We start from the raw sequence: 12,651 nt of genomic DNA, 5'->3' as shown, positions 1-12,651 counted from the left end.
CCTCATCTTCCGGGTGCTTCAGGGCCGCCGATCGGGCTCAGGTGGATGCCGGCGATGAGCCAGCGGTCGTCGTCGCGGACGAACACGTGGGTGACGCGGAACCGGCCGTCGATCCGGTTCCCCTGATGCGTGCCCTCCTGGGCATGCACGCCGACGGACACGGCGGCCGTGCCGTAATCGCGGACGTCGACCTCGGCCCAGTCCAGCTTCTCGGTGACCAGGTCGCCGCCGCGGTAGCGCTGGAGCCACCGCGGTTTCCCGAGCACGAAGCCCAGTGGCCCGACCAGGGTGAAGTCGGCGGTGGTCATCGCGCCGAGTGCTTCCGTATCGCCGCGGACCTCGGCGTCGGCCCAGCGGGCCCCGAGGTCGCGGATCTCGCTCTCCGTACTGCGCATGGCGTTCCTCCGGTTCGTTCGACCTCAATAACGTTAGATATCGAACGGTTCGATGTCAAACCCTTAGATTGATGCGCTATGCTCCGGACGTGCAGAAACCCACCGCGGCACCCATCGGCGTCGTCCTCGCCAAGACCGCCAAATCCGTCGGGCGCGCCTTCGATCAGGCGCTGGCCGCCGACGGCGGCTCCCAGCCCGTCTGGCAGATCCTGATCACGCTGAAGACCCGCCGCGTGGCCAACCAGCGAGAGCTCGCGGCCGCGGTCGGCATCCAGGGCGCGACGCTCACCCATCATCTGAACGCCATGGAAAGTGCGGGCTTGATCACCCGGCGGCGCGATCCCGACAACCGGCGGGTGCATGTCGTCGAACTCACCGACGCGGGTGAAACCGTCTTCCACCGGCTGGCGAAGGCGGCGATCGCGCACGACAAACGGATACGGGCCGGGTTCAGCGCCGAAGAGATCACCACGCTGGCCGGGCTGCTCTCGCGACTCGCCGCGAACGTCGCCGCGGACGGCATCGATCAAGAAAACAGTGACTGGACGCACCCGAACGGCGACTCGGGACAGGACTAGCATCGCGGTACAAGTCGATGTCGCCTCAAGCTGGAGAACCGCAATGACCCAAGCCCCTGTCAACGTCACCGTCACCGGTGCGGCCGGCCAGATCGGCTACGCGCTGCTCTTCCGCATCGCGTCCGGTCAGCTGCTCGGCCCGGACACCCCGGTGAAGCTGCGGCTCCTGGAGATCCCGCAGGCGGTCAAGGCGGCTGAGGGCACCGCGATGGAACTCGAAGACGGCGCGTTCCCGCTGCTGTCGGGCATCGACATCTTCGACGACCCGAAGCAGGCCTTCGAGGGCGCGAACGTCGCCCTGCTCGTCGGCGCCCGTCCCCGCGCGAAGGGCATGGAGCGCGGCGACCTGCTCGAGGCCAACGGTGGCATCTTCAAGCCGCAGGGCGAGGCCATCAACGCCGGCGCGGCGAGCGACATCAAGGTCCTCGTGGTCGGCAACCCGGCCAACACCAACGCCCTCATCGCGCAGGCGCACGCGCCCGACGTCCCGGCCGACCGCTTCACCGCGATGACCCGCCTCGACCACAACCGCGCGCTCGCGCAGCTGTCGAAGAAGCTGGGCGTACCGGTGACCGAGCTGAAGAAGGTCGCGATCTGGGGCAACCACTCCGCGACCCAGTACCCGTCGATCGCGCACGCCGAGGTCTCCGGCAAGGCCGCGACCGAGGTCATCACCGACGAGGCGTGGCTGACCGACGACTTCATCCCCACCGTCGCCAAGCGCGGCGCGGCGATCATCGAGGCGCGCGGCCTGTCCTCCGCGGCGTCGGCCGCCTCCGCGGCGATCGACCACGTCCACACCTGGGTCAACGGCACCCCGGAGGGTGACTGGACCTCGGCGGCTGTCGTGTCCGACGGCTCCTACGGTGTCCCCGAGGGCCTCATCTCCTCGTTCCCGGTCACCGCCGCGAACGGCGAGTACAAGATCGTCCAGGGCCTGGAGATCGACGACTTCTCGCGCGCCCGCATCGACGCTTCGGTCAACGAGCTGGCCGAAGAGCGCGACGCGGTGAAGAAGCTCGGCCTCATCTGAGCCTGAACCACCTCACGAAGGCGGCCGTGTCCCCCGGGACACGGCCGCCTTTTCGCGGCCGATGATCGTGTCGAGGTTCGCGCGAGTGCTCTCCAGCTCGCCGATCGCGTCGTCGATCCGGGCACGCTGTTGCCGCAGGGCGTCGACCAGCTCCGGGCAATCCGGGGTCAACCAGCCGTCCTCGTCGACGATGCAGGGCAGGATCTCCAGGATCTGCGCGGTGTTCAGCCCGGCCGCGAGCAGAATCCTGATCCGCCGCACCGCCGCCACGTCGGCGTCCCCGTAGACGCGATAGCCACTCGGACGCCGCTCCGGGGTGAGCAGTCCCTGCTCCTCGTAGTACCGCAGCGCGCGCTCGCTGACGCCGGTCCGCCGCGCGAGTTCCCCGATCCGCATCCGCACTCCAGACTTGACTCTCACGTCAATGTCAAGGTTTAGCTTAGCCGCCATGACCACCGTGACCGTCCTCGGACTCGGCCCCATGGGACACGCCCTCGCCGCCGCGTTCACCGCCGCCGACCACCCCACCACCGTCTGGAATCGCACTCCTGGCAAGGAAAACGGCCTCGACGCCGCCGTCGCCGCCACCGCCGCCGAAGCGATCACGGCCAGCCCGCTCGTGATCGTCTGCGTACGGGACTACACCGTCGCGCGGTCGATCCTCGACACCGACGCACTCAAAGGCCGCACCCTGGTGAACCTCAGCGGCGGATCACCGGAACAGGCCCGCACGATGGCGGCATGGGCAGCCGAGCACGGCATCGACTACCTCGACGGCGTCATCATGGCCACGACCGACGCCATCGGCGGCCCGGACGCGGCCCTGTTCTTCAGCGGCCCCGCCGACGTCTACGAAACACACCGGCCCACGCTGGCCGCGCTCGGGGAGAACGCGCAGTACGTCGGCGACGCCCCCGGCCGGGCCGCCGCGTTCGACGCGTCACTGCAGGACATGCTCTGGACCTCGATGAGCGGAGTGATCCACATGTTCGCGCTCGCCAAGGCGGAGAACATCGCCGCCACCGACATCGCCGCACACGCCAAAGCGCTCCTCGGCTTCTTCCCCGACATGATCGACCTGCTCGCCGAACAGGTCGCCACCGAGAACTACTCCGGCGACGCCGGCACCCTCACCTCCACCGCCGCGACGATGGACCACATCCTCGACGCGATCCGCGCGCAAGACCTCGACAACGGCGTCCTGTCCGCCGCCCGCGCCGAAGTGCGGCGAGCCATCGACGCGGGGCACGGGGAAGACGGGTTCGCCAGGCTCGCCGCCCGCTGAGACCGGAACTCCCGGCGGGTTGTACATGAAGGACCCCTTCCTGTACTCAGGCGCAAGGATGGGGGCCTTCATGTACTGGGGAACCCTTGGCTCTAGCGACCCGAAACACGCACGACACAATGGGCCCGTGCACCTGAACGCGCTCCTCACCGGCCAGCCCTCGGAAGTCCTCACCAGGACCCTCGAGCTCTCCCGCACCGAGCGGAAAGCCCTCCTCCCCGAGCTCTTGGCCGCCTTCAAGGACAGCAGCGAGTTCATCGAGATCGAGCCCAACACCTACGGCGCCCGCAACCCGCTCAGGGGACAGCAAGCCGCGACCGCCCTCTGGGCCGTCCTCCCCGCGAGCGACCCCCTGCTCCGCAGACTCTGGATCGCCTCGCCCACGATCCTCGAACGCGTTCTGCAGGACCGCTCGCTCACCGAACGCAAGACGATCGCGCTGCGCATGATCGGCCACCACACCGCCTGGGAAGCCATCCGCCGCATGATCCGCGACGGCGACCTCGAACCCATCCGGACACCGGAGTACCACGCCGGCTGGTTCCGCTGGGCCGGACGCTTCGGCGGAAAACCACTGGCCGAACGGCTCCGGACCGAACCCGAAGCCCTCACCGAACTCTGGGAACTGCTCACGATCGAAGGCAACGGCGACGGCAGCTTCGCCGCCTTCGACAAGTACGTCCGCGACGAGGACAAATGGTCCACCGCGCTGCTCGAACTCACCGAAACCGGCGAACTCGACCGCACCCGGCTCCTCGAGCTCACCCTCGACGTCCTCGCCCGCGACTTCGCCGCCTTCCGCGCCCAGTGGTACGCCGCACTCCACGAAGCGCTCACCCCCACCCCGGACGAACGCACAGCGGCCCAGCACCGCTATGCCCGGCTGTGCGGAAGCGGTCTCCCGCGCACCGTCTCCTTCGCCGTCAAAGCACTATCCCTTGTGGACAAACAGGGCACGCTCGATGACGAAGTCGCACTCCAGCACCTCCCCGCCGCAGCGGCCGGACGCGGCGCCGCCACCGCGAAACTCGCCCTCAAACTCGCCGGCCGCATCACCGACCGGCGACCCGAACTCACCGACCTCGCCAACGAAGTCTTCGAAGCGGCACTCACCCACGAGGCCTCCGACGTCCGCGCCATCGCCACCACCCGGCTCGGCGTCGCCCCTGACACGGCACCCGCCGTCGAGACCGCCGAGTACCCGGAACCCACCCGAACACCCTGGGACCAGCGCAAGGCACTGACCATCCCGCTCGAAATCCCCGACACCCCGGCCGCGCTCGCCGAAGCCCTCTCCTCCCTGCTCGCCGACCCCGACCAGGCCGACCTCCTCCTCGCCGTCCTCGACGGCGCGCATCGTGTCGCGGGCGAACTCCAAGACGCCCTCAAACCGCTGGTGAAACGCGCCGCCAGGATCGCCGACCAGACGTACAGCGCGGCCGTGCCGAAGATGATCGCCACCCTCGTCCTCGGCCTCGCCGGCCGCGAGGTGGCCCACCCACCGCAGGTCGACGGCTGGCGCCGCCCCCTCCACCACCGGATCACCGCCCTGCTCGAAGGCACCGCCGTCCCCGTCTCCGCCGCCACCCACCAAGGCGGCTGGCTCGACCCCGTCGTCTTCGTCGCCCGTATGCTCGAACACCCGGACGCGGCCGAAGACGACGTCGCCGACGCACTGCTCCGGCTCGCCCCGGACACCAGGCCCGAAGCCCGCGCACTCGCCACGGAACTCACCGGACCGCACGCCGACACCATCCGCTACGCCCTCGGCGGACCGGCCATCGACGACACAGGCTGGACCGCCCTCGCCGCGGCTCGCGCCCGGCACCCCGAATCCGCCGATCCCGCCGCCGCACTCCGCGGCGAACCGGGACCGCCGATCACCTGGACGGCGAAAGCCGGCCTTACCCACTACGGCTCGAACACATTGGACATCGAGCAAACCCCGGAGCCAGTCGCACCGGAAGTTCCCTGGCTGGGCTTGCCCTTCGACCGCGGGGCCCCCGACTGGCTCGGCTTCACCGAATGCCACGAAGCCGTCTCTTCCCCGTATGACCGCGACCACCTCGAAGCCACCGTCGCCGGAAACCTGTACTTCAACGACATCGAAGTCGGTTATCCCGTGGAGAAGGCCGCGCTGCCTCCGTTCCTCGACAGCCCCGCGGTCCCGGGCTTCCCCGGTACGACACTCCTCGCCACCACGCTCACGCTGAAACGCCCCGCCGCCGTCCAGCTCGGCACGGACGCCGTACTGACCCTGCTCGACCGGCGGATGCTCGGCCCCCGCGCACTCGGTGCGGCGCTGGGCGTACTCGTCCCGCAGCTCGTCATCACGCGGCTGGCTCCCCGGCTCTCGGTCATCGCGAACGAACACCCGATCGCCGTTCTGTCCACACTGGACACCCTGCTGCCGAAGCTGGCGCCCTCCCAACGCGGCATCTTCGCGCTGCTGGAGCTCGCCGCCGACCTCGTGGACCGCGGAGCGGGCACGATCAGCGCCGAAACGAAGGAGTGGCTCACAAGCTTCAAGGGCAGTTCGAAAGCGGCGAAGGCGGCGTCACGACTCAGCGGCTGACATCCGTGCCGCCAGCACGTGCGAACAAGGCCCCCGGTTCTCCTGGTGCTTGGCCCACCACGCACACGTGCACCCGGCGGGCGAAAGTCGGACGCGCTGCACCGAGCCGGCACGGGTGATCTCGTAGCCACCGTCCGGCAACCTCCGGACGGCCCCGGCGGCGACGAGCTCACGGGCTTTCGCCAGCCGGCCGTTCGCCGGAGCGGCCCCGCTCGGGAGCTCACGCGGGAACCACGTGCCCTCCACGACGTCGTGACCGGCGCGACCCGCGACGAGCTCCGGCGCTTCGAGACCCGCCGCCAGCGCGTTCAGCCAGCCGCCTTCACCCGAGAAGCCACGGGCCGGCTCCGGGGACAACGTGACGACGAGCCGCGCTCGCTCCAACCGGAGCACCCAAGTCGCGACCTCGCTGTCCGGTCGCGTGTAGACGGTCAGCCCGTGGGCGAATCGGATGAGCGGCTCGACGACCCGCAACCGATGAAGCCCGGTCGCCGGGATCGAGTCCCGTCCCTGCCGCGACGCCAACCGGAGCCCGCGGCCCGACGCCACCGCCCACGACTTGCCGACCGAAGTGGGAAGTCTTCGCAGGAAGTTCCGTGTCTCCGTTTTGTCCAGCTCCGCTTTCTCGACCGCTCCCGCCGTGACAGCGGCGACCTCGGCGAACCCCGCCACCCAGCGATCCGGCAGCGGTACCACGGACTCGTCGTTGTGCCCGTCGAGGGTGCGGAGCCGGATTCCCTCGCCACGAACGGTCAAATGCAACGGATCCTGGGCCACGACCCCGGCCAGGACGGTCCGTGTCGCCTCGGACAGATCGACGTTCGTGCATCCTTCGCCGAGACCGCCCACGTCCGGCAAGTCGAGCCTGACGTACAGACCACAGCACGGCGAAAAGGCTTCCGCGCGCAGCGTCGTCCGATCCGCGGTGAACACCGGATCGGACTCGGCGATCAGCCGGTTCACCATCGACGGCGGCATCCAGAACCGCGTGCGCGCGACCTTCCCCAGCACGAGCAGCGCCTGGGCGGCCTGTGCTCCGGGTTCCAGAAATCCCTGGAAGAGCACCCGTGTCCGGACGTCCTCTTCCAGCTGCTCCAGTACGACCTCGGTGCTCACCGGGCAACCCTAGCCAGCGCCCCCGACAGTCTTTGCGGGTTTCCTCGTCGGCTTGAATTTGATCTTGTCCATCGCCCGACTGAATAGGTCGTTATACACTTTGAGATCGACCAGATCAATCCGACTGAGCCTGGCGGCGCCGGTAAGCGCGCTGCTGGCACGCCCTTGAGCAGTAGTCCCGTGGCCTGCCCCGCCCTCCCCCGTCCAAGGGCTTGCCGCAGACGACGCACTCCCCTCCCCCGATTTCGTCACTGATTACCTCACTCCCCTGGCTTCGAATGAGCGCCTCGATACCGTCGAGGGTCCGCCGCAGCCCGAATTCGAAGGCGTCGAGCGGAGCATCCATTCCCCCGGCCTTCCACAGTCGCTCCAGCGCCGGATAGCGGTCCAGGCGCTCGAAGAGGGACTCGCGTTCGCTCCACCAGTGCTCATGGGACATCCCCGTGCGCCGCTGGAGTTCCTCGACCTCCCCCGCCTGACGTGCGGCGGACTCGACGAATCCGCCCACCAGGTTCACCACCGCGATCACCTGCTCCGGCGCCAGCCCGCTACGGGAGGCCACGTCCAGCGCCTGGTCGTAGCCGGCCATGATGTTCGGCCCCGGCAGGCGGCGGGTTCCGGCGCTGTGGACCAGCCACGGATGCCGGTGATACCTCTCCCTGGCCCGCCGCGCCCAGCGTTCGAGGCCCGCTCGCCAGCCGAGCCCGTCCGAAGGCCCCATCGGGAACTCGCCGTACACCGCGTCACGCATGAGTTCCACCAGTTCCGCCTTGCCGGGTACGTACCGGTAGAGCGACATGGTGGTGGTGCCGAATCGTTCCGCGACCTTGCGCATCGACAGCGAGGCGAGCCCTTCGGCGTCCGCGACCTCGACGGCCGCCGCGACGATCCGGCCGAGGCTCAACCCGGGCCGCTCCGGCTCGGACGTTCCCCACAACAGCTCGATCGCGCGCTCCGGATCCGGCTGCGCGTCGTCTTCCGACACCCGCTACTCCCTTGACGCTCTTCGCTCGTTCGTGTTTAGCTGATAAACCTCAGTATATCCCATATACAACCCGCAGGAGCGCTTCAGCATGCCCGAAATCAGGTTCTTCGTATCCCCGGGCGGCAGAGACGACTGGCCCGGTACCGCCGACCAGCCGTTCGCCACCCCGAAAGCGGCGCAGAAGGCCGTCCGCGCCGCGACCGCCAACATGACCGGCGACGTCATCGTCTCCTTCATGACAGGCGTCCATCGCCTGGACGAATCCCTTGTCTTCGCAGACACACAGGGCGATTCCGGCTCGAATGGCTTCCGCGTGATCTACCAGGCACACGGCTACGGAACGGCCACCCAAGCGAAGGTCGAACTGAGCGGCGGCCGCGAGATCACCGGCTGGACGACGGGCGACGACGGCCTCTGGACCGCGCCGATCGGCGACCTGACACCGCGACGGCTCACCGTCGGCGGCCGCCCCGCGGCACGGGCTGCCCGCACGGACGGGCTTCCCGGAACCGTGACGAAAACAGCGGCGGGTTACGTCACGGACCGTGCGGAGCCTCAGGCGTGGCCGGACCCCTCCGGGCTGGAGTTCGTGTACCCGGGCGTCTACCCGTGGTCCGAAGCCCGGCTAGCGGTCGCGTCGATCTCCGGTGACGCCTCCTCGACCACGATCACCATGGCTCAGCCCGCCTTCGACAACGCCAAATCCCTCTACGACGCCAAGTGGCACGGCGACGGCGGCGACGGCACTTGGGACGGCCTCGCCGCACCGTCCACGCTCGAGAACAACGTGGCCTTCTTGACCGAACCGGGAACCTTCGCCGTCAGCCGCACCGAGGCGGGCGACCACGTCCTGCATTACCGCCCGCGTCCCGACGAGGAGATCGGCAAGACCACCGTCGTCGCTCCGGTGCTCGAAACGCTCATCAGCGGACAAAGTGTGCACGACCTCGTACTCCGTGGCTTCACCTTCACCGACGCGACCTGGTCCGGCCCCACCCGCACCGGCGGCTACCTGCACTATCACGGCAACGCACGCCACGAGCGGGGCGGCTTCCAGAAGATCGACCTCGGCGCGGGCATGGGCTACGTCCACGTACCCGCGGAGCCGGCCCAATTGCCCGCCAACGTCAGCCTCACGTCGGTCAGCCGGGTCGTCCTGGAGGGCAACCACTTCACCCGGCTCGGCGCGGGAGGCCTGCTGATCGAGGACGCCACCGACGTGGGGATCGTGGCGAACGTCTTCGACGAGATCTCGGGCAGCGGGATCGCCGTCCACACGAGCACCCGGGTCGCGGTCGAAGACAACCTCGTCCACCACATCGGCACCGAGTACCGCGGTTCGCCCGGTGTCCTCGTCGTCGAGTCGGTGGAGACCACCGTGGCACACAACGAGATCCACGACGTCCCGCACAACGGCATCGTGATCACCGGCGGCGAGCGCGCCAAGGACACGCAGGTGATCTCGAACCTCGTCGAACGCAGTATGGGGAAGCTCATGGACGGTGGCGGGATCTACCTGTCGGCACCACAGGGCTCGTCGTTCGCGGGCGGGGCGATGGTCCGCGGCAACGTCATCCGCGACGTCCTCACCTCGTACAACTTCGGCCTCTACACCGACTATGGCGCGGCTTGGATCACCGTCCTCGGCAACATCGTCCACCGTGCCGACACCCCGATCGTGCTCCAGGTAGGGCCGCCATTGGAGAACGTCGCCTTCGTCGGCAACTTCTGGGACGCCCTGCCCGACGGCTACGACACCCCACCCGAGACGGTGACCGTGGCCGGGAACACGGTGCTGTCCAAGGAGAGTTTCGAAGACGCCGTCCGGGCGGTGCCGGCGGGCGAGGACATCCTCGCGCGGGCAGGCCGCCGAGGTCTGGAACGATGATCTCCGCTCCTGCCGGACGCGAGTCCGGCAGGAGCCGCTCCGGCCACGATTCCCGAGGAGAACACGCGCGATCCGACCCTGTCCACGGAGGCCCCCGGGACCCGCCGACGCGGTTCTGGCCTGAGCCACGCGGTATAGGTCGTTATACATTCAGCTGAGTCGCCGGATGCCTTCGGCGAGTTCGGCGACGTCGGCCGCGGCGGCGAAGCCGAGCCGGAGGAACGGTCCGGATGGTTCGGCGGCGAAGAACCGGTCCCCCGCCCCGACCACGACTCCCCGCTCCCTCGCCGCACGGGCGACCGCGTTCGCATCACTCCCCGCCGGCAGCCGCACCCACAGGTGCAGCCCGCCCTCCGGCCGCCGCGCGACAGTCCACTCAGGACACTCCCCGGCCAGCGCCGCGGCTGCGGCTCCGCACCTCTGCCGTAGTTCGGAGCCCAGTTTCCGCACGTGACGTTCCCAGGACGGCGCGCTGAGCAGTTCGAGGGCCGCCTCCTGCAGGGGGCGGGAGACGAAGAAGTCGTCGACCCGCCGGATCGCCTTCATCCGGTCGAGGACGGGTCCACGCGCGATCAACGCCCCGATCCGGAGGCTCGGCGCGGCGGCTTTGGTCACCGACGTCAGATGGACGACCGTGCCGTCGCGGTCGTCGGTGATCAGCGGACGCGGTGCCGTGGGCCCATGCGAGAGGTGCCGGGCGAAGTCGTCCTCCAGCACGAAGGCACCCGCCGCCCGCGCCACCTCCAGCACCTGAGTGCGGCGTTCCGGCGTGAGCACGGTGCCGGTCGGGTTGTGAAAGGTGGGCTGGCAGTAGAAGAGCCGGGCGCCGGTCATCGCGAACGCCTCGGCCAGCAGGTCCGGCCGGACCCCGTCGTCGTCGATCGGGACCGGCACCGGGCGGAGCCCCGCCGCCCGCGCCGCGGCGAGCGCTCCCGGATAGGTCGGCGATTCGACGAGGACCGGGCTTCCGGGCGCCGCGATCGCCCGGAACGCCATGGAGAGCCCGCTCTGGCCGCCGGCGGTGATCAGGACGTCGTCCGGTGACGCACCGGCGGGCCCCGCGAACACCGACCGCAACGCGGCCAGACCGGCGGCGGGGGCCCGATCCCACGAGTCCGGACGGCGCCCCGCCCGCGCGAGAGCCGCGCTCAGGAATCGGGTCGCCTGCAGTGATCGGTGCGGATACCCGCCGTCGAGGAGGATCGCGCCCTCCGGTGGCGGACCGAGGACGCCGGTGAGCGATGTGGTGTCGACGCTGCGGTCGGTCAGCGCGACGGTCTGCCAAGCCGTGTCGAGTGGGCTGTCCGCTGTCGACGGCCTGGCCGCCACATACGTGCCGCTTCCGGGGCGGGTCACGACGGCGCCCTCGGCCGCCAACAGAGCGATCGCGCGCGAGACCGTCACCGGACCGACCCGGTAGCGCTCGATCAGCTCACGGCTGCTGGGCAACCGGTCCCCCGCGGCTGCCGCGCGGATGAGCGAACGCAGCTGGAGCACGAGTGCGGAAGTGCTACTATCCGACATGAAGGAACATGATAGTGCTACTGGGAATCGCGCGGAATCACTACTCGACGTTCCCACCCTGCGGGCCGATACGCCGGGCAGCGAGAAGGTCGTCCACTTCAACAACGCGGGTTGCGGACTCCTGGCGAAGCCGGTGCTGGCCGCCATGCTCGATCATCTGAATCTCGAAGCCGAGATCGGCGGTTACGAGGCCGCCGCGGCACGGTCCGACCAGGTCGCGGGCTTCTACCGCGAGATCGCCGCGTTGATCAACGCGCGGCCCCGCAACCTCGCCTTCGCGGCGAGCGCCACCCACGCCTACTCCACCGCGCTTTCCTCGATCCGCTTCGAACCCGGCGACGTCGTGCTCACCACCCGCAACGACTTCATCTCCAACCAGATCGCGTTCCTGTCGCTGCGGAAGCGGTTCGGTGTCGAGATCGTGCACGCACCGGACACCCGGGAAGGCGGCGTCGACGTCGAGGCCATGGCGGCCCTGATGCGCACGAGGAAACCGAAGCTGGTCGCCGCCACTCACATCCCGACCAACTCGGGGCTCGTCCAGCCGGTCGCCGAGATCGGACGGCACTGCCGGCGGCTCGGCTTGCTGTACCTGGTCGACGCCTGCCAATCGATCGGCCAATACCCCATCGACGTCGAAGAGATCGGCGCCGACCTGCTCACCTCGACGTGCCGCAAATTCCTGCGTGGTCCGCGCGGTTCGGGGTTCCTGTTCGTCTCCGACCGGTTCCTCGAAGCCGGGCACGAGCCGCTGTTCATCGACATGCACGGAGCCCGCTGGAGCGCGCCCGGCACGTACGAACCCGCGAGGTCGGCTTCCCGGTTCGAAGAATGGGAATTCCCTTACGCCACCGTGCTCGGCTGCGCCGCCGCGGCCAGGTATGCCCGTGAGGTCGGCCTGGAGGCGATCTCACGGCGCACCCCCGCGCTCGCGGCGAGGCTGCGGGACGGTCTCGGTGCCATCGCGGGCGTCGAAGTGCTCGACCGCGGCCCGGAATTGGGCGCCTTGGTGACGTTCTCCATCAAGGGCTGGGAAGCCGTGCCCTTCAAGGAGGCGATGGACGCCAGGCGGATCAACTCGGCGCTCAGCTACCGGGAGTTCGCGCAGTTCGACTTCGGGGACAAGGACGTCGACTGGTGCCTGCGGCTGAGCCCGCATTACTACAACACCGAGCGGGAAGTGGACGACGTGGCGGCGGCCGTCGCCGAACTCGCCGCCTGAGCGCGGTCTCCCCGCCTGGGCACTGGGGGTGTCCGGGCGGGGAGACCGTC

At 69.3% G+C, this 12,651-nt stretch carries 11 protein-coding genes; 6 read left to right on the top strand and 5 right to left on the bottom strand.

Features of this window, described 5'->3' with window-relative positions:
* Positions 1-2: 2 nt before the first annotated feature.
* Positions 3-395, bottom strand: coding sequence for a nuclear transport factor 2 family protein (locus tag ACIBTM_RS26080; RefSeq protein WP_395879745.1), 393 nt, complete (start codon positions 393-395; stop codon positions 3-5).
* Between the two features lie 89 nt (positions 396-484).
* On the opposite strand from ACIBTM_RS26080, the gene ACIBTM_RS26075 reads away from it, so the two are divergent.
* Positions 485-973: a MarR family winged helix-turn-helix transcriptional regulator gene (locus ACIBTM_RS26075; protein WP_395879744.1), complete on the top strand. Its 489-nt coding sequence runs from the start codon at positions 485-487 to the stop codon at positions 971-973.
* Between the two features lie 43 nt (positions 974-1,016).
* Positions 1,017-2,006 (top strand): malate dehydrogenase, encoded by a 990-nt coding sequence (locus ACIBTM_RS26070; protein WP_395879743.1) that lies wholly within the window; start codon positions 1,017-1,019, stop codon positions 2,004-2,006.
* A gap of 12 nt (positions 2,007-2,018) precedes the next feature.
* On the opposite strand, the gene ACIBTM_RS26065 is transcribed toward ACIBTM_RS26070, so the two are convergent.
* Complete coding sequence (locus ACIBTM_RS26065; protein ID WP_395879742.1) at positions 2,019-2,402, bottom strand: MerR family transcriptional regulator; 384 nt, start codon at positions 2,400-2,402, stop codon at positions 2,019-2,021.
* A gap of 52 nt (positions 2,403-2,454) precedes the next feature.
* Here ACIBTM_RS26065 and ACIBTM_RS26060 point away from each other — a divergent pair, with 52 nt between their 5' ends.
* Positions 2,455-3,291: an NAD(P)-dependent oxidoreductase gene (locus ACIBTM_RS26060; protein WP_395879741.1), complete on the top strand. Its 837-nt coding sequence runs from the start codon at positions 2,455-2,457 to the stop codon at positions 3,289-3,291.
* Between the two features lie 127 nt (positions 3,292-3,418).
* On the top strand, positions 3,419-5,866 hold the full coding sequence (locus ACIBTM_RS26055; RefSeq protein WP_395879740.1) for a DUF6493 family protein: 2,448 nt from the start codon (positions 3,419-3,421) through the stop codon (positions 5,864-5,866).
* On the opposite strand, the gene ACIBTM_RS26050 is transcribed toward ACIBTM_RS26055, so the two are convergent.
* Entirely contained in the window at positions 5,849-6,982 is a 1,134-nt protein-coding gene (locus tag ACIBTM_RS26050; protein WP_395879739.1) for an SWIM zinc finger family protein, read from the bottom strand. The two genes, ACIBTM_RS26055 and ACIBTM_RS26050, sit on opposite strands and share 18 nt — an antisense overlap.
* A gap of 115 nt (positions 6,983-7,097) precedes the next feature.
* Positions 7,098-7,967, bottom strand: a complete 870-nt coding sequence (locus tag ACIBTM_RS26045) for a TetR/AcrR family transcriptional regulator C-terminal domain-containing protein (protein ID WP_395879738.1) — start codon at positions 7,965-7,967, stop codon at positions 7,098-7,100.
* 88 nt (positions 7,968-8,055) lie between these two features.
* On the opposite strand from ACIBTM_RS26045, the gene ACIBTM_RS26040 reads away from it, so the two are divergent.
* Positions 8,056-9,855 (top strand): right-handed parallel beta-helix repeat-containing protein, encoded by a 1,800-nt coding sequence (locus ACIBTM_RS26040; protein ID WP_395879737.1) that lies wholly within the window; start codon positions 8,056-8,058, stop codon positions 9,853-9,855.
* Positions 9,856-10,005: 150 nt separating this feature from the next.
* Here ACIBTM_RS26040 and ACIBTM_RS26035 read toward each other — a convergent pair whose 3' ends face one another.
* On the bottom strand, positions 10,006-11,379 hold the full coding sequence (locus tag ACIBTM_RS26035; RefSeq protein ID WP_395879736.1) for a PLP-dependent aminotransferase family protein: 1,374 nt from the start codon (positions 11,377-11,379) through the stop codon (positions 10,006-10,008).
* Between ACIBTM_RS26035 and ACIBTM_RS26030 the strand changes: the two genes are divergently transcribed.
* A complete protein-coding gene (locus tag ACIBTM_RS26030; RefSeq protein WP_395879735.1) occupies positions 11,378-12,601 on the top strand; it encodes an aminotransferase class V-fold PLP-dependent enzyme in 1,224 nt (407 codons plus the stop codon). The two genes, ACIBTM_RS26035 and ACIBTM_RS26030, sit on opposite strands and share 2 nt — an antisense overlap.
* The last annotated feature ends 50 nt before the right edge of the window (positions 12,602-12,651 follow it).

The organism is Amycolatopsis sp. NPDC049868, from assembly GCF_044461365.1.
GTDB lineage: Bacteria > Actinomycetota > Actinomycetes > Mycobacteriales > Pseudonocardiaceae > Amycolatopsis.
This window is presented reverse-complemented; position numbering and strand designations above follow the sequence as displayed.

Coding starts and splice junctions, on each gene's coding strand:
- ACIBTM_RS26080 (WP_395879745.1), bottom strand. CDS start 395: ATGCGCAGTACGGAGAGCGAGATCCGCGACCTCGGGGCCCGCTGGGCC.
- ACIBTM_RS26070 (WP_395879743.1), top strand. CDS start 1,017: ATGACCCAAGCCCCTGTCAACGTCACCGTCACCGGTGCGGCCGGCCAG.
- ACIBTM_RS26065 (WP_395879742.1), bottom strand. CDS start 2,402: ATGCGGATCGGGGAACTCGCGCGGCGGACCGGCGTCAGCGAGCGCGCG.
- ACIBTM_RS26060 (WP_395879741.1), top strand. CDS start 2,455: ATGACCACCGTGACCGTCCTCGGACTCGGCCCCATGGGACACGCCCTC.
- ACIBTM_RS26040 (WP_395879737.1), top strand. CDS start 8,056: ATGCCCGAAATCAGGTTCTTCGTATCCCCGGGCGGCAGAGACGACTGG.
- ACIBTM_RS26030 (WP_395879735.1), top strand. CDS start 11,378: ATGAAGGAACATGATAGTGCTACTGGGAATCGCGCGGAATCACTACTC.
- ACIBTM_RS26035 (WP_395879736.1), bottom strand. CDS start 11,379: ATGTCGGATAGTAGCACTTCCGCACTCGTGCTCCAGCTGCGTTCGCTC.